Source organism: Chitinophaga qingshengii, from assembly GCF_014529935.1.
Classification (GTDB): domain Bacteria; phylum Bacteroidota; class Bacteroidia; order Chitinophagales; family Chitinophagaceae; genus Chitinophaga; species Chitinophaga qingshengii.
In genome coordinates this window covers 2526608-2553132 of sequence record NZ_JACVFC010000001.1, presented here as the reverse complement: position 1 = coordinate 2553132, position 26525 = coordinate 2526608, and the positions used below count along the sequence as shown (strand labels likewise).

Here is a 26525-nt window from a genome sequence, read left to right as displayed (position 1 = left end):
TGGAACGTTTGATGGTAGCAAGTTACGAATGATTTATCATTTGTTGTGGGCGCATAGATAGTAAAAAATGAAGGTGATTTTTGTACTGGTATTTTTTGAGCGTATCCTGATATGTTTTTGATAAAATGGCTGGTTGTATAGGAGGCTTGACAAAAAACATGCGGCATATTTTTTATATCTTACCCGAAATATTGTCGTATGCGTCATCCACGGACCTTTGGATTTTTACTGTTAACCTTCCTTATCTGCAGCTTATATGCAACAGCGCAACAAGGACCCCGGAACTACCTGTACACCGCCTGGAGCGAGGCTGATGGCGAAACAGCCTTCAGGAATATGAGCTGGCGGGAGAAACAACGTTCCCATATTCTGGAGGTGATACAGCAGTTGCCGGCGATTACCCGTCAATCTATGCTGAGAGAAGCAGATCAGGCTATGGCTTTTACCTGGCCCGCCTTGCCGGCCTCTTTATACTTACAGTTCCGCGATAACGGGAACCGGGTTAATTTTGAGAATGCGCAGTTTGAGCGGCGGAAGGTATTATCGACCCTGGTAGCAGGTGAACTGGCAGATGGTAGTGGTAAATATATTCCGCAGATAGCGAATGGTTTATGGGCTATCCTTGAGGAAAGCACCTGGGTATTACCGGCACATATAGGTGTACAGAAAGCAGGCAGTGGCCTGGCAGACCCGGCAGAGCAGATCGTGGACCTGTTTGCCGGGGAAACGGCAGCAACCATCAGCTGGGCGCAGTTCCTGGTGGGCAGGCAGTTGGACCGGTATTCTCCCATGATCAACAAACGGATCAATTATGAGCTGAACCGGCGTATTATCGCTCCGTTCCTTGACCGGACCGACTTCTGGTGGATGGGCTTCAATGGCCGTCCGATGAATAACTGGAATATCTGGATTAATACCAATGTATTACAGACAGCGCTGCTGGCAGTAAATGATACGGATATACGCAGCCGGGTGATCGAGAAAGCGGTTCGGAGCGCGGACTTTTTCCTGAACGGTTATCCGGAAGACGGGGGCTGTGATGAAGGTCCCAGTTACTGGGGGCATGCCGGCGGTAAACTGATCGAGTTTGTGAACTGGTTGCGCTGGGCTTCCGGCGGCAGGGCTGATCTGACCAAAAATGAACTGATACACCGGATAGGCACATATATTTACAAGATGCATATTGACAGTACGCGGTTTGTCAACTTTGCCGATGCCTCCGCCAGTGTTATTCCTCCTCCGCATACAGTACTGCTTTATGGAGAGCTTTTTAAAGATCCCCAAATGAAAGCATTTGCCGCCTACCTGTACCGGTTGGGCAATAAGGATACTACGCATATCAATACCAGTTCGCTGCCTTTATTTATTTATGACCTGGAGAGCCGCAAGACTTTGCTGAGTACTGCACCTGCAGCGCCTTTCACCGCCACCAACTGGTTGCCCGATCTACAGGTGTTAACGCTGCGTTCCGTTAATGGCAGCTCGCGTGGTTTGTTCTTCGCCGCTAAAGGAGGGCATAATGCAGAAAGCCATAATCATAATGATATCGGCAATTTTGTGTTGTATGTAGATGGAAAGCCGGCTATCATTGATGTAGGGGTGGGGACTTATACCAAACAGACTTTCAGTAAAGACCGTTACCAGTTGTGGTATATGCAATCACAGTGGCATAATTGTCCTACTGTTAATGGCGTGCAGCAGCAGGATGGGCGTAAGTTTCAGGCGAAGGATGTTGTTTTTTCAGAGAAGGGAAATACCCAAATGCTGAGTATGGATATTGCGGCCGCTTACCCTGAAGCCGCTATGGTAAAGACTTTAAAACGCACCTTTACCTTTATGCCGGCAGATTCCCGATTGAAATTGACCGAGGCGTATGAACTACAATACTGGAAAGCGCCGTACCAGCTGCATTTTATGACCTGTTTGCCTGCGCATGTCGACACTCCCGGAAAGATAGTGCTGGACAATGATCCTGCTAACCTGCAGATCACCTATGATGCATCCCGGTTTGAAGCCACCATAGAAAAGCAGGCTATTGATGATGCCCGCTTGTCGCCGGTTTGGGGGGATGGCGTATATCGTATTACGCTCAAAGCCAGGGGGAAGGCATTGCAGGGTAAAAACAATATTGATTTTGAAATCAAGCGCCGCCGGTATCCCTGGTAAGATATAGTTTGTTTTTATTATGTATTTCTTTGCCCTGTATCCTGAAACCCAATAGGGGAAATGGTTTAATGTAATAAGTGTAATTTTTACAATAAAATTAACGCGATCTTTTTCTTTAAAAGCTTTGTATTTTGCAAACGTTTGCATTACTTTAGAACTGTGATAGCCATGATTATTGCTGATTTCGCTGATTCGGGAAGATAAGAGCGAAAAAGAGCGAAGATGAACGGCGATGGCCATGAGTGCGGAGTAAAATTTTACCGGTGAACAATGTAGTAATTGCTGCTTTAAGGAAAGGCAGTACCACGTTAGTGCATGCCGTTATGCTACATAACAGGCAAAGCCGGAGTGCGGACATCTTCCTGAAGCATCCGGTGAAATCAACATCAACTGCAATTAATAATATAAAAAAGATAATCATAACGATATGAGTACACAGTATGAATCCAGGTATGCCAGCAGCCCGTCAGAGGTGAAAAGCATGGATACCGAAGCGTTGAGAAAGGCATTTTTAATAGAGAAAGTTTTTGAGGCTGACCGTATTTCGTGGGTGCACACACATTATGACCGTTACCTGACCGCAGGTGCGATGCCGGTAAAAGGCGGTCTGGTTCTGCAAACGATTAATTTGCTGAAAGCCGCGTATTTCCTGGAGCGCAGGGAGCTGGGCATGATCAATGTGGGCGGTCCGGGTATGGTGGAAGTAGACGGAGAACAGTTTGAGATTGGTTTTAAAGAAGCCTTATATGTGGGTAAAGGCAAACAACAGGTAGTATTCCACAGTAAAGATGCCTCACAGCCGGCTAAATTTTATCTGAACTCCACCCCTGCGCATCACAGCTATCCTACCCGTAAAGTGGCCAGAAACGAAGCGGAAGTGGTAACCCTGGGCGCCCTGGAAACATCCAATCATCGTACTATCAATAAACTGCTGGTCAACTCCGTATTGGAGACCTGTCAGTTGCAGATGGGCATGACGGAGCTGAAACCCGGCAGTGTATGGAACACCATGCCGGCACACACGCATGACAGAAGAATGGAAGTTTATTTTTATTTTGAAGTACCGGAAGGGCAGTCTGTCTGCCATTTTATGGGACAGCCGCAGGAGACCCGTCATATCTGGATGCAGAACGAACAGGCAGTGATTTCTCCGCCATGGTCCGTGCATTCCGGCGCCGGCACCAGCAACTATACTTTTATCTGGGGTATGGCCGGAGAGAACCTGGATTATGGCGATATGGACCACTGTAAGATCAACGAATTACGTTAAAACCCGATCATCATATTTATCATGAAAATGAAGAACATCATTGCAGGAAGCCTGCTGGGGTTATCGGCCCTGCACTTCGGGCCGGATGCGGGTGCTGCGCCGCAGAAAACGGCCGTTGTGGCGCCATCGCTGAATACAATATCGGCGCAGTTTATCCGTAGTTATATGGAAAGAGTGGCGGCCTGGCAGTGGAAATCCATTGAACGAACAGGCTGGGCCAATGAGCAAACCAACTGGACCAACGGCGCTATGTATGCCGGTATGATGGCCCTGAGCCAGGTTACTGACAATCCGTTTTTTATACAACGGCTGGTGCAGGTAGGCAGGGATAACAACTGGAATACAGGACCGGACCGTTTTTTTGCAGATGAATACTGCATTGGTCAGCTGTATGCACAACTGTATCCCTACTACAAGGACCCCGTCATGATTGATAAATTCAGGAAACTGGCAGACAGTATTGTGGCAGCGCCGCATACTGAGCCGCTGGACTGGAAAAACGGTATCCATCACCGGGAATGGGCCTGGTGCGATGCCCTGTTTATGGGCCCGCCGGCGTTGGGGTATTTATCCACCGCTACCGGCGATCCCCGCTACCTGGAAACAGCCGACAAGCTGTGGTGGAAAACCACCGATTTCCTGTTCGATAAAAACGACAGCCTGTACTACCGCGATGCCCGTTACTTTGACCAGAAAGAAAAAAACGGCGCCAAAGTATTCTGGAGCCGTGGCAATGGTTGGGTAATGGGTGGTTTGGCCCGTTTGCTGGATAACATGCCGGCCAATTACGCCAACAGGGCCCGTTTCGTGGACCTGTTCAAAAAGATGGCCTATCGTATAGCCGCACTGCAAACGGAGGACGGCACCTGGCACGCCAGTTTGCTGGACCCCGACAACTATCCTTCCAAAGAAACCAGCGGTACCGGTTTTTACGTGTATGCGCTCATGTGGGGAGTGAACAACGGTATTTTACCGGAGAAAGATTTCCTGCCTGTTATCCATAAAGGATGGGAAGCCCTGGTTAGTTGTGTACAGCCCAACGGTAAACTGGGATTTGTGCAGGTCGTGGCCGCCGCACCGGGTAAAGCTACCGCCGATGATTCAGAAGTATATGGCGTGGGCGCGTTCCTGTTAGCCGGTTCGGAGTTGATCAAATATAACCTGCGCCAGAACAGCCCGGGTGATATCACTATTACCAATTCCACAGGACTGAACCGCGAAGGAGAGATTGTTGAGATTCCTTACGATCAGTTTGTGGCCAAACTGGATAAAGAAACCCGGAAATCCTTTAAGGTAACAGATCTGTTATCTGACCAGGAAATCCCTTATCAGCTGCTGTATGAAGGCGGTAAGTCGCCCAAAGCAGTATTATTGCAGGTAGACGTAACACCCGCCGGCAGCCGCCAGCTGGGCGTGAAAGCGGGCAAGCCCGAAGCTGTTAAAGCCAAAGCCTATGGCCGTTTTGTGCCGGAAAGAAAAGACGATTATGCCTGGGAGAACGATCGTATGGCTTACCGTATGTATGGCCCCGCATTGGAAAAAACACCCAAGGAAATGGCCTATGGTATTGACGTATGGGCTAAACGTACCACCGATATGGTGATCGACAACTGGTATAAGTTAGATAACTACCACCATGATAACGGCCAGGGGCTTGATTATTACAGTGTAGGCCTGACCCTGGGCGCCGGTGATAACGCGCCTGCCGGCAAGGACACCATTTATTTCCCGAAGAACTACCGTCACTGGAAACGCCTGGACAACGGGCCGTTGCGTACCACTTTTGCACTCACCTATGATACGTGGCAGGCGGGGAACATACCCGTGTCCGTTACCAAGACCATCTCCCTGGATGCCGGTTCACAGCTGAACAAAATGCAGGTGCAATACAGTTTCAAAGGTGATCAATTGCCGGTGGTGACAGGTATTGTAAAACGGAAGGAACCCGGCGCAATATTACTGGACGAGAAGAATGGCGTGATGGGTTACTGGGAGCCACAGCATGGAGAAGACGGTACATTGGGCGTAGCCTGTGTATTTCCCGCAGCGGTACCCGGCATGAAAACCGACAACGTGCATTTGCTGAGTCCTGGTACAGCCGGCAGTCAACAGCCTTACGTATATTATGCCGGCGCCGCCTGGAGTAAAGGAGGCCGTATTACCAATGCGGAAGAATGGTTTAAATACCTGGAAGAATTTGCACAACGTGTTAAAGCACCACTTAAAGTAACGATTCAATAAACTGACTATATGGACCTGTTTCAACTGAAAGGAAAAACCGCGCTTGTCACTGGTTGTAAGCGTGGCATCGGAAAAGCCATGGCGGTGGCGCTGGCCTCCGCCGGGGCGGATATCATTGGAGTGTCTGCCTCCCTCGAATTACAGGGCAGCGAGGTGGAAAAAGAGGTGACAGCGCTGGGCCGCCGTTTCAAGGCGTATCAGAGTGATTTCTCCAACCGCGAATCGTTGTATGCCTTTATCAGCAAAGTACAGCAGGAGGTGAAAGGGATTGATATATTGGTGAACAATGCCGGTACTATCCTCCGTAAGCCGGCAGCAGAGCACCCGGACGAGTACTGGGACGAGGTGATCAACATCAACCTGAATGCCCAGTTTATCCTTACCCGTGAAATCGGTAAAGGGATGATTGAAAGAGGCTCGGGAAAGATTATCTTTACAGCCTCATTGCTCACCTTCCAGGGTGGGATCAATGTACCGGGATACGCCGCCAGTAAAGGGGCTGTAGGCTCGCTGGTGAAAGCCTTCGCCAACGAGTGGGCCGGTAAGGGAGTGAACGTTAACGCTATCGCTCCCGGCTATATCGCTACAGACAATACTGCTGCCCTGAGGGCCGATGATAAACGCAGTACCTCCATACTCGAACGGATACCCGCAGGACGCTGGGGCGAACCGGAAGATTTTGCCGGTCCCGTTATATTTCTGGCTTCCAAAGCTGCAGACTATGTACATGGTACCATACTCACAGTAGACGGCGGCTGGATGGGCAGATAACAATCATATTTACCGTTAATGGTTATTACATGAGTAAACGTACAGAAAAAACAATCGTTGATATTGCAGAAGAACTGAAATTATCGGTATCTACTGTATCCCGCGCCCTGAACGACAATCCTAACATCAGTGCCCGTACGAAAGACAAAGTGAAAAAGATGGCCCGCAAGCTGGGGTACCGCCCTAACGCGCTGGCAGCCGGTTTGCGCAACAATAAAAGCAAAACCATTGGCCTGATTGTTCCGCGTATCTCGATGTTTTTTCCTGCTGCCATTAGTACCATTATCCAGAATAAATTACAGGAACATGGCTACAACCTGATCATCTGCCAGTCCAACGACTCCTATGAACAGGAAGTAGCCCTGGTCAATACCCTGTATTCTGCCCGTGTAGATGGCCTGGTAGTCAGCACTACGCTGTATACCACCGACTTCTCCCATTTTGACGTTTTCAGGGACAATCATATTCCCCTGGTATTTTTTGACCGTGTGCCGAAAGATTATAACGTGAAGGTGATTAAGGGAGATGACTACCTGGGAGGATTTACCGCCACCAGTCACCTGATAGAAAGAGGTTGCAGGGACATCGTGCATATCTCCGGGCCGCTGACCTGTAATCTTTACCTGGAAAGGGTGGCCGGTTATAAGAGCGCCTTACAGCAACATAAACTGCCTTTCCGTAAAAGCAGGATTTTTTACCAGGAACTTACCCGCGATAACGCCTGGCAGACCTGCGAGAAAATTTTCGCTCAAAAGCCTTACCCGGATGGTATCTTCGCCTCGAATGATACCACCGCCATTACCATCATGGAGTACTGCCGGAAGATCAACCTGCGGGTACCGGAAGACTTGAAAATTGTGGGTTATTCCAATGACCCGAGAACCGAAATCGTAACACCGCCTATCACCAGCGTAGACCAATACCCCGCTATGATGGGAGAGCGTGTAGTCGCCGCCCTGATGGAACTGGTGACCAGCCGTCAAACCGGCGCGCCGCGTTATTCACAGGAAATAATACCTATTCAGCTGATAGCAAGAGAATCCAGCGCGGGCGCCACTAAGCCCGTCACGAAAAAGAAATAAGTCAACCTATAACAAACTTATTATGAAAAAGAACCTGTTCTTTACCCTGCTGCTGTTGCCCGCGATACTTATGCAATCGTATGCACAAACAGGTAAAGCCAATAAGGCCTTGCTCCGCAAAGCCGATGAAACACTGCAATTTGCCGCCAGACAATATAAACTGATGATGACGCATGTACCGGATACCTTACTGCCCCGCAGTACGAACAAAGACGGTAGCCTGATGACATCCAATGCCAACTGGTGGACATCCGGATTTTATCCCGGTACTACCTGGTACCTCTACGAATACACGAAAGACCCGGTGTTGAAAGCAGAAGCGCTTAAACGGATGGAGCTTTGCAAAAAGAACCAGTTCAATACCCGTACGCACGACCTGGGCTTTATGATGTATTGCCCTTATGGCAATGCGCTGCGCATCACCGGTGATACCGCGTACAAACGTATTCTGCTGAACAGTGCCCGGTCGCTGTCTACCCGCTTTAATCCAACAGTGGGCTGTATTAAATCCTGGGACCACGGTACCTGGAAGTTCCCTGTTATCATCGATAATATGATGAACCTGGAGTTACTGACATGGGCCAGTCGTGAGTCCGGCGATCCGCGGTTTGAAAAAATTGCACGTACCCACGCTACAACCACCATGAAACATCATTTCCGTCCGGATTACAGTTCTTACCACGTGATAGATTATGATCCTGCTACGGGTAATGTTTTGCAGAAAAAAACACATCAGGGCCTGGCGGACAGTTCTGCCTGGTCACGCGGGCAGGCATGGGGGTTATATGGTTACACTATGATGTACCGTGAAACCAAAGACAAATCATACCTGGATGAAGCGCGTCATATTGCCGATTATATTCTCAACAACAAACATATGCCGGCAGACCTGATTCCTTACTGGGATTATGATGCACCGGATATTCCCAATGCACCGCGCGATGTTTCTGCCGGCGCTGTAGCCGCATCCGCTCTGCTGGAGCTGAGCCGTTATACCGGTAAAGCAGAAGGCAAACGTTACTGGAATGCTGCGGAGACAATGCTGACCAGCCTTTGCAGCCCGGCCTACCTGGCAAAAGAAGGCGCCAATAACGACTTTATTCTGATGCATAGCGTAGGTTCCCTGCCGCATAATTCAGAAGTGGATGTGCCGCTTACCTATGCTGATTATTATTTTGTAGAAGCGCTGTTACGTTACAAACAGTGGGCTAAATAACGAGTACCGTGGACAGACGTTTTTTCCTGAAAGCAGTTCCGATGGCTGGTATAGCCGGTTCGCTGAAGACTGATAAAAGTATGCTGGCTGACTTGTCTGCCCGGCCGCCTGTGAATGACCGTGCCTATAACCTGGATTTACTTTTACGTATATGCCGTCCCGTTATCGAGAACCTGAGTAAGGGGAAACTGGTCGCCCATATGCCTACCGAGGTGGCGCCGCATTACAGCAAACCGGTACAGAAAGTGACCTACCTGGAAGCATTTGGCAGAACGCTGGCGGGGCTTGCCCCCTGGCTGGAGCTGGGGCCAGACAATACCATGGAAGGCAGTAAACGTATCGAAATGCTGGGGCTTACCCGTAAAGCCCTGGCACAGGCGGTAGATCCGGCTTCTCCGGATTTTATGAACTTCACGCATAAGTATGATTCGCAGCCACTGGTAGACGGCGCTTTCCTGGCACATGGGTTACTGAGAGCGCCGGAGCAGCTATGGGAGCAATCTTCCGGACGTACCAAACAACAGATTATTGATGGTTTAAAAGGGTTACGCAGTATCAAAGCGTTTAACAACAACTGGGTACTGTTTGCCGCTATGATCGAAATCGCCTTGCTGCAGTTTGATGGCGGGTGGGACCGCAAGCCGGTGGACATCGCCATTGAAAAAATCATGGCATGGTACAAAGGGGATAGTATGTATGGCGATGGTGCAAATTTTCATTACGATTACTATAATTCCTTTGTAATACAGCCGATGCTGGTGGATATACTGAAAGTGCTGGTCAACAAAAACGAAGGCAGTAAAGAGCAATATGAGCTGGCCTTGAAGCGGATGCAACGTTATGGCGCTATCCTCGAAAGGCAGATTTCCCCTGAGGCGACTTTCCCCGTAGTAGGCCGTTCCATGCCATATCGCAATGCCGCTTTCCAGGCCTTGACGCAGCTGGCACTGGCAGAAAAACTTCCGGCGGAATTACAGCCGGCACAGGTACGTTGCGCACTAACGGCAGTGAATAAACGAATTTTTGAATCAGCCGGTACGTTTGATAAGAATGGCTGGCTGCAGATTGGTTTCTGCGGGCATCAGCCGGAGATAGCCGATGTATATACCTCTACCGGGAGTTTGTATTTATGCACCACCGGGTTCCTGGACCTGGGGTTGCCGGGGCATCATCCTTACTGGAGCGGACCGGCAGCAGCGTGGACGGCACAGCGGGCTTGGAAGGGTTTGCCGGTGGATAAGGACCACGCTATTGATATTTAGGGATTTTTTGATTTAGGGATTTACGGATTTCGGGGTTGATGAGTGCGGATGATTTAAGCGAATAATAAAGAAGGTCGAAGCAGTTGTCTGGCTTCGACCTTCTTTATTATTCGCTTCTGATAATTTATGATCCGCTTAGATTATCCACATTAGCCATCCTCGTCAATTATCCGCACCCATCAACCCCGAAATCCCTAAATTCCGAAATCCGTAAATAGTTTGATCGCGTTTTTTCCATCCGGCGAAAGCCATTTTTCGTAGACCAGTCTGACAGGCTCGTATTGTTGCGAAGCCAGAAATTGCTGCATGCGCTGGTTGTTGCTGAGCGTATAACGAACGATCCTGCGTACCCCTTTGCGGATATACATGGCTTCGAGTTCATCGTTGAGCCGGCGATAGATGCCCATGCGGCGAAACGCAGGCGCCACGTAGCCATCGGATACATAGAGCGTATTGCCCGTATAGTCTTCGATGCGGCTTTCGTCTGGTTCTTCTATATAGGCGAAGATAAAGCCGGCCGGTTCTCCGTCTTTGGAAGCCAGGAGGCAGGCGCCGTCGTATTCCTCCTGCGTCTCTATCACATGTTGCATATAATCTGTGCGGATATCTTCCCAGGCGGCTGTTTTAGGAAAGAACGTCCGTTCAGATAAATGGAGCTCCTTCAGCATGTTTGCCAGGAGCTCGTAATGATCTTTTATGCGTATAGGCGTTATTGTTATCATATTATCAGGTTATTCCGGTCTGATAGGGCTGCCGGTCCAGTCGGTGCCGGGTTGCAGTCTTTCGCCTTTCATGACCAGTGACAGTGGTGTGATATTTACATCGTTACCGATTTCGCTGTCGTAGAGGATAATGGTACGGGCGCCGATGCTGGTGCGTTCCCCGATTTTGATGGCGCCTATTTTCATTACACGGTCTTCGAAGAGGTGGGTTTGCGGGCCGCTGTCTTCATTGAGGGCAGAATCGGTTCCTATTTCCACCATGTCGAATTCGGTGATATCGGTGGTATTGAGCCATACGCGGTAGCCTGTTTTTACGCCGAGGAAACGGAGCAATACCGGCAGCCAGGGGGTACCCCGGAGGAAGTCGAGCAGGAATGGCACAGACAGTGCTTCGTAGGTGGAGGTAGTACCTTCGCTGCGCCATACTTTCGATGTCCACATCGGATTTTGGATAGCGTGGTATTTACCGGTTAACACCCATTTCATGATCACGGTAAAGAGGAAAGCCGGCAATCCCAGGAAAAAGAGGTAATAGACCGGGAATTTGATCAGTATTTCCCACCAGGGCTGTTCCGTTACCAGGTCATGTGAGTAGGCGATGAACAGGATACTGCAGCAGATCACCATTGTTTCCGGGATGAGGATACGGATAAACTCCGCCAGGCCTCGGGCCATCTTCCGTTGAGGAGAAGGGTTGGTCGTTAGTTCCGGTGGAAAGAAACGGCTTTCCTGGCGGCGTGGCAGGGCGATGGCGGGGGAACCGAACCAGTCGCGTGCCGTACTGTTGGCCAGCTGTTCTTTGGAAGGCGGCGTGGATAACACACCGATCAGCATGTTGGGGGGCAGTTCATATCCCTGCGGGATAAGGGCGCTGTTACCCACGAAGCTGGTATCGTGAATGATTGTTTTTTCGAGTATCAGTTGCTGGCCGCGAACATCGGATTCGCCCAGTGTTACCGCGTCCGCGATAAAGGCGCCGTTGCCTATTTCCAGGAGAGGATGGGTAACGCTGCTGGCGGTAGATACTTCCGTGTTTTTGCCGATGCGGGCGCCGAGGGCGCGGAACAGGCTGGAGATATATACGGTCGCAAAAATGGGATGGATCACGATGAGCGTGAGCGACATCAGCTGATCCGCGAACCATTTGCGTACATAAAACATGCTGTAAATAGGATAGGTGCCGGGTTTGATACCCCACTGCAGCAGGCGGCTCAGGGCCACTGTTTGTGCCGTGAACAGGATGATATAACTCAATGCCAGGGACGGCGTAATGATCATGTAGTTGAAGTTATAATCCGGTGCGGCATTATCCAGCTGGTTGAGCGTGATGATGGTAGGCAGCAGCGGCAGCAGGATGGTAAATGGAAATACCAGCAGAAACAGGGAGAAGAGGATGCTGTATTTTCTGCGCGTAGCCGCGGAAACCGGTAATGGCTGCGGCATTTCGCTCATTTCTTTTTTCAGTTTCAGTTGAGCCGGGCTGCCATACCATACTTCGCAGGTACCGATGCGGCTATTGGCTGGCAGGTAGCTGAGGTCTTGCAGTTCGCTCCAGGGTTCCATGACGGTATCGCCGGCAATGACAGCGCTGCTGCCGATGTAGGCGTGGTCGCCGAGATGTACGGCCCGCAGTTTGAGCCAGCCGTCTTCCACCCAGGCGTTGTTAATGACAGCCTGGGAGCTGATGCTCACATCGCTGCCGATAGTTACCAGGTCTTCCGCGCCGATGGTAACGGCTCCGAGCTGAGCGTCGGAGGCTATTTTAACGCCCAGGAAACGCAGGTAGGCAGGGTACAGCGGAGTACCGTTGAGAAACTGCGAAGGCATGAGCCGTTGCATGGTTTTCACCAGCCACCAGCGGAAATAGTATTGTCCCCATAGCGGGTAATCGCCTGCTTTCATCTTCCCGATAATCAGCCATTTGGCAGTAACGATGAGGATAGAAAACACCGGCGGCAGCAGGCAAAACATGCACAATGCCGTAATGATAGCGTATCCTACATGGCTTGTTTCCTGTTCTACATAATAGTATCCCAGGTAAGGGAAAAATATCTGCATGGCGAACAAACCGAAAATGATCATCAGGGATACAGTCTGTGCGGCCCAGCAGATCAGGTGTCGCCACCAGGGTACTTTATTAAAGCTGCGTTCTTTTTTCTTTACGTTTTGCGGCTGTACGTTCCAGGTATCTACCAGGGATTGCAGCGGGCGGTGGATATAGATATCTTTCAGGGATGCCTGTGGTACGTTGGCTTCGCGGCGTAGCCGGGAAACGAAGGCCGCAGCCAGCAGGGAGTGGCCACCCAGGTCAGTAAAGAAATCCTGTTGCAGGGTGATGGTTTTGTCCGGAAATACTTTGGTCAGTATCGCTATCACCCTATCCTGCAGCGGAGCGTTGGCATCGATGGCCTCATGTGTAACCGGTTGTGCGAAAGCCGCAGGGAGTGGTAATGCTTTCCGGTTAATTTTTCCGCTGGGGAGCCGGGGCATATCGTCCAGTTCGAGGATGAGGCCGGGTACCATATAGGGCGGCAGTACTTTCGCCAGTTCGGCCCGGAAGAAGCCTTCATCGAAGGCCTGCCCGTTGTCCATGACTACATAGCCTACCAGCTGGTCTTGTTCGTTATTATCTTTTTTAACGGCTACGGCAGCCGCTACAACGCCGGTGATGGCGTTGAGCCGGTTTTCAATTTCGCCCAGTTCTATCCGGTAGCCACGTAGTTTGATCTGATCATCGAGACGGCCCTGGAAGTCGATGTTACCATCCGGCAGGATGATCGCAGCGTCGCCGGTGCGGTATACCATATCGCCGGGGAGGAGGTCCATAGATGCCGGTTTCGGTACAAACTTCTCACGGGTAAGTTCGGGGCGGTCGATATAACCGTAGCCTACACCCGGACCGGTGATCACCAGTTCGCCTCTTTCTCCCATCGGAAGGATGTTGAGTTTATCATCTACCACCGCCATGTTGTAGTTAGGCAGCGGGTGACCGATCGTAATCGGGTCGCCGGGTTTCAGTGCAGCGAAAGTAGCGCTGACCGTTGTTTCCGTAGGGCCGTAGCTGTTATAAAATACCCTGGGCGGAACGCCCCAGCGGGCCAGTACCTGTGGTGTACAGGCTTCTCCGCCGGCGTTGATCAGGCGGAGGGTAGGTATATCGTCTTCCATCACGGCCAGCAGGCTGGGTACGGCATGGAGGATGGTAATTTTTTCGTCGCGTAGTACGGTACCCAGTTCATCGATCGCTTTAGCGGTGGTGGCATCTGCCACCCAGAGGGTAGCGCCGGCGAAATAGCTGACCCATGTTTCTTCGCACCACATATCGAAAGACACGGAGAATCCCTGGTATACCTTATCGTGGGACGTAATTTTGAGCACGGTTTGTTCCGCTCTTACCAGGTGGCATATCTGCCGGTGGGAGATAGGGATGCCTTTGGGTTTGCCGGTACTGCCGGAGGTATATAGCACGTAGGCGATATTGTCAGGGGAGGGACCGGCTGTCAGCGTAAATGTTTCGGTGATGTCTGGTACCGGTGGTACGGAAAGGATGGCCGCATCCAGGTGGAGGGACACTTCACTGAAGCAGGCGGCAGCCTTCACTTCGGTGAGTACGCCTTCCACTCTTTCCGCCGGCATTTCGCGGTCCAGCGGCACATAGGCAGCTCCGGCTTTTACGATGCCCAGGATGGCAGCGTGCAGTTCCAGTCCGCGTGGCCACCATACCCCTACTACGCTGCCGGGGCCTATTCCGCGGGCCTGCAACATAGCAGCCACAGCATCGCTCCAGTGATCCATTTCTGCGTAGGTGAGGGATTGGTGTTGAAAGATCAGTGCCGTATGATGTGCATGTTCTTTAACAGCATGTCTGAAGATATCCGCCAGTGTTTCCTGATGTAATAATTCCTGCAGCTGGGGTCCTTTTACTATACTATAGCCATTCATAATTTTGCTTCCCGTAGTATTCATTGGTCTTGGTATTAACAAAGTTACAGGGTACAGTGATAGGAGTGCCTTATAATTAGCTTAAAAATAAGTTATTATGGGTGAATACGACGTTAAGCACGCCCAAAATGCCATAATCATCGGTGAAGCCCTGTATTAGCTGTTTTTTTGTGTTTGTCCGATGGCGTCCAGCACCCTTGTCCAATAGGTTTTCATGGCTTCCCGTTCTGCCTGGCCGGTGAGCCATTCATGATGGAAGCTGATGGTCGTTTTATCCTTTGCGGGGATAACCCGGATCTGTAATGTAGAGGCGTTGGGTTGTCCTTGCTGCTGCCATTTCATCCGGATTACTTTTACCGTTGTAACGCTGGTAACGGTAATGGTTATACCGGATGCGGTGGTGTAGGTGTCATTTTTCTGAAAAGCGATATGGGCGGCTTTATCCAGCCATATACCCAGGATAGGCTGCGTAAAAAGGGTTTCCCAGGCGGCTTCCGGTGTAAGGGCGAAAGTACGTCTTACACCCATTTCCCAACCCTGGGAAGTAGTATGGCCAAGTGTATTTTTGTCGTAGGTCATTTCCTAACTTTGAATAAAGATAGAAAAAAATATTTTGTCGGCTTTATAATATGTAACATATTCATCTTCATTAATATTAAATCAAATTTTAGCCGGTTTGCGTTCACCAGGAAATAGAAAGTATATTGAGGTGGATTTTTTTTTATATTTTTATTCGAACCTATTGAGAAGTGGTCAACGTGGAGAACAAATAGTATTGCAACCAAAATCTAAATCTAAATCAGTGATACGTCTGTTAGGATTGTAGCATAAAACCAAAATCGAACTGTTTTTTTCCTTAACCAGTAAAATAAAAACGAACAAAAGAGAAACTAAATTTAAATCTAAAATCGCCTACAGCAATGGTTTTTGCAGCTGTGACCAGGCACTGCATGTTTATTCGCTAAGCCGTATTTTTTAACTCGTGTATCATCATAACCGACCGTTATGGTGGTGGATGATCTATGACCAAAATTTGATCCGACTTTAATTAATCATTCTAAACCAAAATCTGCAATCACATGAGGAAATTCTTACTCGTGGTAGCCAGTATGCTTTATTTAGCATCAACGTTGCTGGCGCAATCTCACCGTACTGTTACAGGGAAAATCACCGACGAGCAGGGCGCCGCACTACCGGGTGTATCGGTAAGCCTGCCGGGTGGTAAAACCGGTACTGTAACAGATGGTAAAGGTGTGTTCACTTTATCCGTACCTAACGAAGCAAAATCATTGCGTATATCCTTTGTAGGGTATGAAGCTAAAACACTGCCTATTAGCGGCAACAATATGGGTACTATTTCATTGACCGCAGACACCAAAGCTATTTCGGAAGTAGTGGTGGTAGGTTACGGTACCCAACGCAAAAAAGAGGTGACCGGTAATATCGCCTCTGTAAAAGGCGCTGCGCTGGCGGAGTTGCCTGTGCCCAGCTTTGAAGCGGGTTTGGGTGGCCGTGCAGCCGGTGTACAGATCACCGTTCCGAATGGTGTGGTGAATAACCCGCCGGTATTCAGAATCCGGGGAACGAACTCTTTGTCTATGAGTGCGTATCCATTGATCGTGATTGACGGCGTACCCACTTTCAGTGGTGACGTAGGAGCGTCCAATGCGCCGTTAAACCCATTGTCCAGTATCAACCCTTCAGATATCGAATCCATTGATATTGCCAAAGACGCCGCCGCTACTGCTATCTACGGTAGCCGTGCCGCCAATGGTGTAGTATTGGTAACGACCAAAAAAGGTAAAGCCGGCCGTCCCCGGGTGGCTTATGATGGTTGGGTAGGTATGACAAAGCCTAACCGCTTGCCTAAACTGTTAAACGCCCAGCAGTATATTGATATGAAAAACGAGGGCCTTACCAATGCCGGCGATAGCCGTCGTTATGTGTTTAACCAGGATGCCAACGGCAATAACATTGATACTAAATGGATGGACCTCGTTTACCGCGACCAATCTATCTCCCATAGCCATACGCTGAGCGTAGGCGGTGGTACAGAAAGCACCAGCTACTATTTCTCTGCCGGTTACAGCAAACAGGAAGGTATTCTGAAAGGGAATGATTTCATCCGTAAGAACCTGATGTTGAATGTAGATCAGAAAGTGGGCAAGATATTTACCCTCGGAACAAAAGTCGCCTACTCCAATGAGAATAGCCTTATCTCCGGTTCTTCGGGTTCCCTGGAAGGAGAGGCCTTTAACTCCGGTGGTCTGGCAAGGTTGGCATTCCTGACATCTCCGATTGTATCTCCCTATAACAACGACGGTAGTTATAACACCAACGGAAGCTCCGGTATTGGCGGTGGTAAAAACTCCCTGCCGGTAGGTATTTACAATCCCAAGATATTGCTGGACCTGGATCACTCCAATACGGAAGCGAATCACGTACAAGGTAGTGTATATGGTCAGCTGAAACCATGGGAGTGGCTGACTTTGCGCACACAGTATGGTATTGACTATATCCTGATGAACAACGATATATACCAGAATAACAGAAACGGGGACGGTTACAGCAGCAATGGCAGCGCCACCAGTACTTACTCACAATACAAGAGATGGACATGGACCAATACCGCGCAGTTTGACAAGAAATTTGGCCAGCATAGCCTTAGCCTGCTGGTAGGTACAGAACAACAACGTGATCAGCGTGAGCGTTATGGTATTGGCCGTCAGAATCAGATGGACCCTTACTTCAATAACTCAGAAGGTGGTTGGTTGACAGACCTGAGCAGTGGTATGCTGCGTCGTGGAAACTACCTGCTGTCCTGGTTTTCCCGTTTGAACTACAACTACAAAGAGAAATATTTTGTGGGCGCCAGTATCCGTCAGGACCAGTATTCTGCTTTTGGTAAAGACAATAAAAAAGGTACTTTCTACAGTGTTTCCGCAGGTTGGGAAATCACCAAAGAAGATTTCTGGGCCGACAGTAAACTGGCCAATGTATTTTCTTCTTTGAAACTCCGTGGTAGCTACGGTAAAGTAGGTAACTACGCAGGCTTAGGTGACTTCGATGCATTGTCTCTCTACAGACCGGTACCTTATGGCGAAAAGCCTTCCCTGTATTTCAGCCAGGCGGGTAACCCGAATCTGGGCTGGGAAGTAAGTAAAAAGACAGATGTTGGTATCAGTTATGGTTTCCTGAATAACAGGATCAGTGGTGAACTGAGCTACTACTATAATAACATTGATGGCCTGGTGCTGTTCGTACCGCAGATCCCTTCCGCTGGTATTCCTTCCGGTTCATCTATCGCTACTATTCCATCCAACGTGGGCAAAATGTATAACAAGGGCGTGGAGTTTAGTATCAGCGCAGCAGCTATCACCAAAAAAGATTTCACCTGGAATACCTCTTTCAACATTGCCTACAACAAAAACGAGATCACTGAGCTGGCAGGCGATCTGGACAAAATACCATTCGTTACCAGTTCACTGGAACAAACCAGCGTGAACCAGGTAGGGCATCCGGCCAGTATGATTTACACCGTTCGTACCAATGGTGTTGATCCGAAAACAGGCAGAAGAATTTTCATCAACAAAGCAGGCGAAGAAGTATACTATAATCCGGTAACCCAGGCGTATACCTACGCTGACGGTAAAGCCGCCTCTCCTGTTGGTACCAAAGACGCCGTAGCGTATAAAAATACCAATCCCAAGTTTGTAGGTGGTTTTGAGAATACTTTCCGTTACAAAAGTTTTGAGCTGAATGTGTTGCTGACCTATCAAACTGGTTTCTATGTATACTATGGCAGTTATGCCGGTTTGAAAGATCAGCGTTACTGGAATAACAGTGTAGACGTGTTGAACAGGTGGCAGAAAGAAAATGATCAGACCGATATCCCCAAAGTGGTTTATGGTGATAATATCTCCAACGGTTCTTCTTTTTCTATTGCCGCCAACGTGTTCAAAGGAGATTTTCTCAAACTCCGTACTGTTGGGCTGACTTATATTCTGCCGGAAACAGCGCTTAAATCTATTCATTTGAGTGGTGCAAAAGTGTATGTAAGAGGTCAGAACCTGGCGATTATGACCAAATATCCTGGTCCGGACCCTGAAGTATCTTCCAATGGGAACAATGCTTCCGGTCAGGGTATAGACCGTAATACCCTGGGTAATGGCCGTACCGTAACAGTGGGTTTAAATGTTAATTTCTAAAAAGATTGATGATGAATAAACTTAGTGCATATATACTGGCATTAGCCATAGCAGGCCTTGGTACCGCTTGTCAGAAAGAGTTGCTTGATCCGGTGCCTACTACTGATATTCCTGACTGGGAGGCCTTTACCCTGAAGGAAAGGATTGCCAATGAAGCTACCGGTTTATATACGGTGATGAAGAATGGCAAATTCCTGGGTGGAAAGGTGTTGATAGCCAACGATGTGAGGGGAGAAGATTTTGTGAATGCATTGACCAACAACGTAACGTTGAATGCCACCTGGAAGATGACTGCTACGGGCGAGTCCCAGGAGATTAAAGAGATCTGGTCACAGGGATATATGGCGATTAATAACGCCAATGTTTTCCTGGCGGGTATGGCGGCCAAGGGTAATGCCGTAGCCGGTGATTCACTCGCCAAGATTTATGCCGGTGATGCGAAGTTTGTGAGGGGGCTGACCTACTTTTCGCTGTTGCAGTTGTTTGCGCGTCCTTACTGGGATGGCGCCGGCAGCAAACCGGGTCTGATCCTGTTCTGGGAGCCACATACCAAGTTGGGTAGTTACGCGCGGGCACGCAGTACGGTAAAAGAAACCTATGATCAGATCATCCGTGACCTGGATTCAGCAGAGACGTTATTGCCCAAGTCTATTTCCGCTGTTAAAGGTAACTACTACAGTGCCATTGCGCTGAAGATGAAAGTATACCTGTATATGGGTCAGTATGACAAGGTGATCGCAGAAAGCGCCAAGATTGTTACCGGTACCTTTACTTCTACGGGTGGGCATAAGCTGGAAGCGGACCTGAAGAATCTTTACACGCCCAAATATTCCGGTAAGGAAGCGGTGATATATATGCCTTTTGGTCCTGCTCCCGGAGATGCCCCTGGAACACAAACGCAATTGGGTTATTATTATAGTCCCAGTGCATTGGGTGGTGGCGCCAATGGTGAGTATTACCTGAGCACCGCAGGTATTATAGCAGAGCCAACCTGGAAAGCAACGGATCTGAGAAGGCAATTTATTTTGCCGGTGCAGATCAATGCTAATACTACCCGTAACTACCTGATTAAATATGCCGGCGGCAGTCCTTTCCTGGATTATGCTCCGGTGATGCGCTGGGCAGAAGTGTTGCTGACGCTGGCGGAGGCCAAAGTACGTGTATCCAATACCGTAGATCAGGGCGCTATTGACCTGCTGAATGCAGTGCATGGCCGTTCAGATGCGACTACCGTATACACTGCTGCCAATTTTACGGATGCCGCGGCATTGATTACTACTATTCTGAAAGAAAAACATATTGAATTACTGGGAGAAGGTAACAGGGCGATGGAAATTATCCGCCAGGGTATTCCATTCCCCAAGAAATCGGCTACCATACCAGAGGTGCCGTCCAGCTCTCCGACTTACATCTGGCCACTGTCTTCCGATGAGATGGTGTACAATAAGTTGTGTGTAGATAACCAGTAAGGAAAGATTATCCTCTTAATAAACAGACGGGCACTTTCTAGTGCTGGTCCTCTTTCATAAGCAAATAAGGGCTGCCCTTCACGAGTGGGCGGCCCTTTTTATTTAGGAATTTATGGATTTACGGATTTGGGGATTTTATTTGATCCATTTATTTATTTATTTGGGCAGATTCCCAGCCGATCATGGCTTGTTTGCGAACATCGCCCCAATGGTAATGACCGAGCTCGCCGGTAGATTTGATCACGCGGTGGCAGGGGATAAGGAATGCCACGGGGTTCTGTCCTACAGCGGTGCCTACCGCCCTGGAAGCCCGGGGATTGTCTACCGCGGCGGCTAATTGCTGATAGGTCGTGAGGTTGCCCATGGGTATTTTCAGCAATGCTTCCCATACTTTCAGCTGGAAGGCGGTGCCTTTCAGGTGTAGTTTGATTTCAGAAAGCCGGTGTTGTTCTTTGGTAAAGATGTAGAGGGTATTCTGTTGAATAAGGTCTGTCATCTGCGTCAGCTGTGCATTAGGGAAGTTGGCGATCAGTTCCTGGAGGGCCATATCGCGGTCATCCGCAAAAGCCATATGACAGATACCTTTACTGGTAGAGGCCACGAGGATATTGCCAAACGGGCTTTCCGCAAAGCTATAGTTGATATGCAGTGATTTTCCGCCGTTTTTGTATTCGCCGGGTGTCATGCTTTCAATATTGATGAACAGGTCGTGCAGCCTGCCGGTACCGGATAATCCGGTTTCAAAGGCTGCGTCGAATACGGTGGTTTTCTCCTGTTTCAGTAATTGTTTGGCGTGATGAAGCGTAAGGTATTGCAGGAATTTTTTCGGTGTTACCCCTGCCCATTCACTGAATACCCGTTGAAAGTGGAACGGGCTCATATGCACCGCAGCCGCCATGTCTTTCAGTTCCGGTTGTTCCCTGAAATTGTCGTTGATATATGTAATGGCAGTAGCTATTTTATCGTAATTGTTCATGGCTTTATCATTTTAAGACAAAGTTACCGCTGCTAAAATCGGTAAAAAACCCGGAACTTGCTGATATACGGAGGCAGTCCCAGCCGCTGGTTTCCTCATCCCGCCTGTCAAAAAAATTCCGTTACATATATAATTTTTTGTAGATTCCGTATCAGGAAGCATTACAACTATTAAAACCATGGTCATGAAAATGAAAAAAACATTCATGGTAGCGGCGGCGTTAACGGCAGCAGTTACCTTGTGTTCGTTGGCTTTACCTCAGGAAAATGAGAAGCCTAAAAACCTCAAAGTATTATCAAAAAACATCAGTCACGAGGAGCTGATTGCCACTATGCGCGGCTTCAACGCGGCATTGGGCGTAAAATGCGGTTACTGTCACGCAGCACAAAAAGATGATCCTAAGAAGCTGGATTTTGCCAGTGATGAAAACCAACACAAAGACATTGCGAGGTCTATGATGAAGATGACCAATCGTATTAACAAGAAGTTCTTTAAAGGAACCGAAGTGATGTCTGTGAGCTGCTATACCTGCCACCATGGTAATGAAGAGCCAAAAACCAAACCAGATGAAGCTGCGACTAAGTAAGTCGGGCCGATGACCTTACGGAAAAGAGGCTGTCTCTATAAGGGAATAGCCTCTTTTTATATGTAAGTGTCTGATAGATAGCGTTTTTTGTTAGAATGATTTTCACATATAACCATTATCCATCCTGTAACGGCTTTGCTGACAGGAAAATCCGTATCTTTACTTTTGTGATGTTGAGTTTAAAGCATAAAGCGCTCTCTCCAGAATCTTTCTTTCTGCTCTCCTCAATGCTGAACGCCGGTTACAAAGAGGCGTTTAATTTTATTACCAGATTATAACACAATATGCTATTTGAGCAATTAGGGTTAATTGAGCCCATTTTAAAAGCAATTAAAAAAGAAGGTTATACCCAACCTACCCCCATACAAGTACAATCTATTCCCATCGTTTTAGCAGGCAAAGACTTGTTGGGATGTGCACAAACCGGTACCGGTAAAACAGCCGCTTTCGCGATTCCTATTCTGCAACAGTTGTACAAAACCCGCTCCGGCGTGGAAGGTGGATATAAACATATCCGGGCGTTGATCCTCACGCCTACACGTGAGCTGGCTTCTCAGATCGATGAAAGTTTTGAAGCCTATGGCCGGTTCACAGGGTTAAAACACGACGTTATTTTTGGTGGTGTACCACAACACCGGCAAACCATTGCCCTGCGTAACGGCACCGATGTGCTGATCGCTACGCCTGGCCGGCTGCTGGACCTGATGAACCAGGGCTACATTTACCTGGACCACCTGGAGATATTTGTGCTGGATGAAGCAGACCGTATGCTGGACATGGGTTTCATCAATGATATTAAAAAAGTGGTGCGTGAGCTGCCGCAGCAGCGTCAAACGTTGTTCTTCTCTGCTACCATGCCCCCCAATATTGCGAAGCTGGCCGGCTCCCTGCTGTATAACCCGGAGAAAGTAGAGATCACGCCGGTGTCCACCACCGCCGAAAGGGTAGATCAATGCGTGTTTTTTGTAAAGAAAAAAGACAAACAACAGTTACTCGACCATATTCTGCAGGACAAAAACATCAAACGTACCATCGTATTTACACAAACAAAACATGGTGCAGACAGGATTGCCAAAAATCTGCGTAAGCGGAATATCAATGCAGATGCGCTACATGGTGATAAGTCGCAGGCTTCGCGGCAGAATACGCTGGCTAATTTTAAGAATGGCCGTTTACGCGTACTCGTTGCCACCGATATCGCGGCCCGTGGTATCGACGTAGAGCAACTGGAACATGTGATCAACTACGACCTGCCCAATGTTTCAGAAACCTACGTACACCGTATAGGCCGTACCGGTAGAGCAGGCGCCACCGGTTATGCATTGTCTTTCTGCGCTACCGAAGAGCGTCCTTTCCTGAACAGCATCAACAAGCTGACCAAACAGAAGATCCCTTCCGTACGCCACCCATTTGAAGAATCTGCTTTGATTGAGGCTAATAACGCCGATCCGGATGCGCCGAAGGCAGAACCCAGAAGGCCGAAGCCACGCAACCGCAACCGCTACGGTCGCAAAGACAAAGTGGATAAACGCGATCAGAAAATAGATTTTTAATAATATCCGGGAAACCCTGGGCTGAAGCCCAGGGCTAAGATGTCGTTCAATTATCTTAAAGATACCAGGGGCTTAATTAAATGAGACATGTTTCATTTAATTAAGCCTTTTTTAATGGATGCAATTATTTAAAAAATACAGCTATACGGGAAGCCTTTGGCCATCAAATGGCAACTGAATAACAACTTAGCCCTGGGCTTCAGCCCCTGGGTTTCCGGGCATTCCCATCCACGTGTTTTTTATGCTTTTTCTGCCGGTAGTTTGCCATCGCGGATAGCCTTTGTAAACACCTCAAAATCTTTTTCCGTTTGATTGGCGTAGGCCACTGCAAATTTACCGATAGCGGTATCTATCAGTTCCCCTTTCCCCATATAATTGCTGATTTGCTGTGCCGGCCCTGTTTTGGCATGGGCGCGTGCCAGCATGCGGCCACATAAACCGGCATAGGCCATCAGCACTTCTTTATCGAAGTGTTCCACATCCGGTGCTATTTTACGGTCTCTCAACTGTCGCAGGTAATAATAGCGGCCATCGCTGCCGGTGCTCCAGCCCAGGAAAATATCGCTGGCGGCCTGTACGAGGCGTTGTCCCTGTACTATCCGTTCACCGGCATGTTTGTATTTGCTTTTGGCGGTAAAGCTTTCCAGTACACTGGCACGGGCTTCCTTTATCTGGAGGAAAAGCGGCTCTTCCTTATCATTCATCAGCAGCGCTATCATGCAGCGGGTGCCTACGCTGCCTACGCCCACTACTTTGAGGGCAACGTCCACCATCTGGTACTTGCTGAAAAGAAAACGGCGATCTTCCTGTAAGGTGCGTTCATAGCCAGTGAAGAAGGTTTTGAAATGTTTTTTTTCCTTTTCCAGTTCAGGCGGATGATAAATGAGCGGGTGCTGGTCTGCAATTTCAAAGGAGCCCATCACGCTTTGGGTGATTTTATAGAAGACCTTCTGTGGTGTTGCCTTTTCGGCTTTATCGATGGCGTTGCGCAGCAGGGTGCGTACTTCTTCGCTGGTAGTTTTTTCCAGCAGGGCATGCATTTCAAACTTTTTATACCAGAGGTCCAGCATCGGTAATTGTGAATATTCGTACATGCTATGCCGGTAGGAAGCAGCGACTTTCACCGCCATATCGCGGGCATCGGTTTCCCTTAGCTGGTTGTGCCGGGCTGCCAGTACGAAGCTGGTAGCCAGCCGTTTTACGTCCCATTCCCAGGGGGCGGGTAATGTTTCATCGAAGTCGTTGGCATCGAAGATGAGCGTTCTTTCCGGGGTGGCGAAGCCACCGAAATTGGATAGGTGGCAGTCGCCGATAGCCTGCACTTTCAGATCGGTATGCGGAAGGGCAGACAGGTCCCGGGCCATGAGGCCAGCCATGCCCCGGTAAAAAGCAAACGGGGACGCACTCATGCGGCCATGCCGGATGGGAATCAGTTTCTTCACCCGGTCTTCGTTGGATAAGCGGATAGCTTCCACTACACCGGGACGTTGGGGAGAAAGCGTAAAATCGCCCTGGGAAGTGCGCGGTACGGCAGCTCTGAGCTTTTTGCCGGGGGTATCTTTTTCAACAGCCATAAGACAGGGCCAGTCAGTGATTAACATAGCGGCTGACCGGTTGCTAAATATACGATAACTCACGAATATGGCTGTTACCGGTTATCTCCCTTCATCCTTGTTATAGCGGGAGAATTCGAACTTGTCTTTTATCTCATTATTAAAAAAGGTGCCTTTGGAGAAGGCTTTCCGCATGGCCTCATATACAGATGCCGGTACGGCCTGGTAATCATACACTGCTCCCGATACAAACACGATCCGAAGAACCGCATGCGGAGCGTCGTAATAAAATGCACGGATCACAGATGACGGCATGGTTCCCTGGCTTTTTTCGGAATTGGCCCCCAATTATCATACCCGCCGGAATTTATTAACAGGAAAATAAGGGGGAAAAGCTATCTTTATATGGCGTAATTGCCCCGAATCATGTTGAATTTGCCATTGTAAACAAATTATCTTTAAGTATATGCGCATCGCTATTCTGGATTATGAACATGCTGTCTCTTCAGCTGTAGCCGGCCCCGCAGACATTTTTGCATCCATGATGCGGACAGGTCCTATGCTGACCGGCGGCCCTATTGCCGTTCGTTTCGATATTGACTTTGTATCGGAAAAAGACGGCCAGCTGCATCGCAGGGATATGCAAACCGCTGTCAGCTCCAAAGTGGGACGGCAGGAGACATATGATCTCGTGATTGTACCGGCCATGCATTCCGACAAGATTGTACAGGTGATAGAGCGGGAACAGCGGTTGGTGGACTGGCTGCGGCAACAGCACCAGCAAGGGGCCGAACTGGCCAGCATTTGTGTGGGCGCTTTCCTGTTGGGCGCCACCGGCTTGCTTAACGGTAAAGTAGCTACCACCCATTGGTTATTTGCCGACCGGTTCAGGGATATGTACCCGGAAGTAGAGATACAGGATGATAAAATCATTGTGGACCAGGGCAGTATCTACACCTGTGGCGGGGCTTTCAGCTTTACGACGTTTATCATGTACCTGTTGGAGAAATTCTGCGGGCATGAGGCGGCTATTATCGCCTCGAAAATATTGATGATCAATGTACATCAGCAGCCACAGGATGCTTTTTCCATCTTCCGTTTGCAGCATAATCATGCGGATGACATGATTATCAAAGCCCAGCAGTACATCGAAAAAAAATATGCTGACACTATCAGCATAGAAGCGCTGGCAGTCCGGTACAACATGAGTATCCGTCATTTTATCCGCCGGTTTGAGCAGGCTACGGGCAACACTCCGCTGGCCTATCTGCAACGGGTACGGATTGAAGCGGCGAAGAAGATGCTGGAAAACAGCCAGGAGGGCGTGGAACAGATTGCATTCCGCTGCGGATATGAGGATATGAGCTTTTTCCGAAAGATATTTAAGCGTTATGTGGCCATGACGCCCAAAGCCTACAAGGAAAAATATGGCCGTAACCGCCTGCAAATGGTGACTGCCAGCATGGCCTCCTAGCGGATATTTTTCCCACCGCTGCGAATATTAACTG

General features: G+C 49.0%; 18 protein-coding genes. 12 read left to right on the top strand and 6 right to left on the bottom strand.

Going from position 1 to position 26525, the window contains the following annotated elements; translation table 11 throughout:
* Positions 1-198: 198 nt before the first annotated feature.
* From ICL07_RS09690 to ICL07_RS09660, 7 genes are all read left to right on the top strand, one after another.
* A complete protein-coding gene (locus tag ICL07_RS09690) occupies positions 199-2166 on the top strand; it encodes a heparinase II/III domain-containing protein (RefSeq protein WP_188087708.1) in 1968 nt (655 codons plus the stop codon).
* A gap of 427 nt (positions 2167-2593) precedes the next feature.
* Complete coding sequence (gene kduI / locus ICL07_RS09685; protein WP_188087707.1) at positions 2594-3436, top strand: 5-dehydro-4-deoxy-D-glucuronate isomerase; 843 nt, start codon at positions 2594-2596, stop codon at positions 3434-3436.
* A 27-nt stretch (positions 3437-3463) separates the two neighbouring features.
* Positions 3464-5677 carry a DUF4861 family protein gene (locus tag ICL07_RS09680; RefSeq protein ID WP_246484996.1) on the top strand — a complete coding sequence of 738 codons (2214 nt, stop codon included), beginning with the start codon at positions 3464-3466 and terminating at the stop codon, positions 5675-5677.
* Between the two features lie 9 nt (positions 5678-5686).
* On the top strand, positions 5687-6448 hold the full coding sequence (kduD, locus tag ICL07_RS09675) for a 2-dehydro-3-deoxy-D-gluconate 5-dehydrogenase KduD (RefSeq protein ID WP_188087705.1): 762 nt from the start codon (positions 5687-5689) through the stop codon (positions 6446-6448).
* A 29-nt stretch (positions 6449-6477) separates the two neighbouring features.
* On the top strand, positions 6478-7530 hold the full coding sequence (locus ICL07_RS09670) for a LacI family DNA-binding transcriptional regulator (RefSeq protein WP_188087704.1): 1053 nt from the start codon (positions 6478-6480) through the stop codon (positions 7528-7530).
* Positions 7531-7552: 22 nt separating this feature from the next.
* Positions 7553-8746 carry a glycoside hydrolase family 88 protein gene (locus tag ICL07_RS09665; protein ID WP_188087703.1) on the top strand — a complete coding sequence of 398 codons (1194 nt, stop codon included), beginning with the start codon at positions 7553-7555 and terminating at the stop codon, positions 8744-8746.
* 8 nt (positions 8747-8754) lie between these two features.
* Positions 8755-10008, top strand: a complete 1254-nt coding sequence (locus tag ICL07_RS09660) for a DUF2264 domain-containing protein (RefSeq protein WP_188087702.1) — start codon at positions 8755-8757, stop codon at positions 10006-10008.
* Positions 10009-10202: 194 nt separating this feature from the next.
* Here the strand turns inward: ICL07_RS09660 and ICL07_RS09655 are convergent, their stop codons facing one another.
* The 3 genes from ICL07_RS09655 to ICL07_RS09645 form a co-directional block, all read right to left on the bottom strand.
* Positions 10203-10730, bottom strand: a complete 528-nt coding sequence (locus ICL07_RS09655; protein ID WP_188087701.1) for a GNAT family N-acetyltransferase — start codon at positions 10728-10730, stop codon at positions 10203-10205.
* 9 nt (positions 10731-10739) lie between these two features.
* A complete protein-coding gene (locus ICL07_RS09650) occupies positions 10740-14696 on the bottom strand; it encodes a Pls/PosA family non-ribosomal peptide synthetase (RefSeq protein ID WP_223151793.1) in 3957 nt (1318 codons plus the stop codon).
* Positions 14697-14828: 132 nt separating this feature from the next.
* Positions 14829-15251 carry an SRPBCC domain-containing protein gene (locus ICL07_RS09645; protein WP_188087700.1) on the bottom strand — a complete coding sequence of 141 codons (423 nt, stop codon included), beginning with the start codon at positions 15249-15251 and terminating at the stop codon, positions 14829-14831.
* A gap of 500 nt (positions 15252-15751) precedes the next feature.
* Between ICL07_RS09645 and ICL07_RS09640 the strand changes: the two genes are divergently transcribed.
* Both ICL07_RS09640 and ICL07_RS09635 read left to right on the top strand, forming a co-directional pair.
* Positions 15752-18880 carry a SusC/RagA family TonB-linked outer membrane protein gene (locus ICL07_RS09640; protein WP_188087699.1) on the top strand — a complete coding sequence of 1043 codons (3129 nt, stop codon included), beginning with the start codon at positions 15752-15754 and terminating at the stop codon, positions 18878-18880.
* Positions 18881-18888: 8 nt separating this feature from the next.
* Positions 18889-20349: a RagB/SusD family nutrient uptake outer membrane protein gene (locus ICL07_RS09635; RefSeq protein WP_188087698.1), complete on the top strand. Its 1461-nt coding sequence runs from the start codon at positions 18889-18891 to the stop codon at positions 20347-20349.
* Between the two features lie 148 nt (positions 20350-20497).
* Here ICL07_RS09635 and ICL07_RS09630 read toward each other — a convergent pair whose 3' ends face one another.
* Positions 20498-21325, bottom strand: a complete 828-nt coding sequence (locus ICL07_RS09630; RefSeq protein ID WP_188087697.1) for a methylated-DNA--[protein]-cysteine S-methyltransferase — start codon at positions 21323-21325, stop codon at positions 20498-20500.
* A gap of 184 nt (positions 21326-21509) precedes the next feature.
* Here ICL07_RS09630 and ICL07_RS09625 point away from each other — a divergent pair, with 184 nt between their 5' ends.
* Complete coding sequence (locus tag ICL07_RS09625; RefSeq protein WP_188087696.1) at positions 21510-21911, top strand: c-type cytochrome; 402 nt, start codon at positions 21510-21512, stop codon at positions 21909-21911.
* Positions 21912-22195: 284 nt separating this feature from the next.
* A complete protein-coding gene (locus ICL07_RS09620; protein WP_188087695.1) occupies positions 22196-23464 on the top strand; it encodes a DEAD/DEAH box helicase in 1269 nt (422 codons plus the stop codon).
* A 239-nt stretch (positions 23465-23703) separates the two neighbouring features.
* Here ICL07_RS09620 and ICL07_RS09615 read toward each other — a convergent pair whose 3' ends face one another.
* Positions 23704-25038 (bottom strand): DUF2252 domain-containing protein, encoded by a 1335-nt coding sequence (locus ICL07_RS09615; protein ID WP_188087694.1) that lies wholly within the window; start codon positions 25036-25038, stop codon positions 23704-23706.
* An 81-nt stretch (positions 25039-25119) separates the two neighbouring features.
* Positions 25120-25332: a KTSC domain-containing protein gene (locus tag ICL07_RS09610; RefSeq protein ID WP_188087693.1), complete on the bottom strand. Its 213-nt coding sequence runs from the start codon at positions 25330-25332 to the stop codon at positions 25120-25122.
* 151 nt (positions 25333-25483) lie between these two features.
* Between ICL07_RS09610 and ICL07_RS09605 the strand changes: the two genes are divergently transcribed.
* Positions 25484-26491, top strand: a complete 1008-nt coding sequence (locus tag ICL07_RS09605; RefSeq protein ID WP_188087692.1) for a GlxA family transcriptional regulator — start codon at positions 25484-25486, stop codon at positions 26489-26491.
* Positions 26492-26525 lie beyond the last annotated feature (34 nt).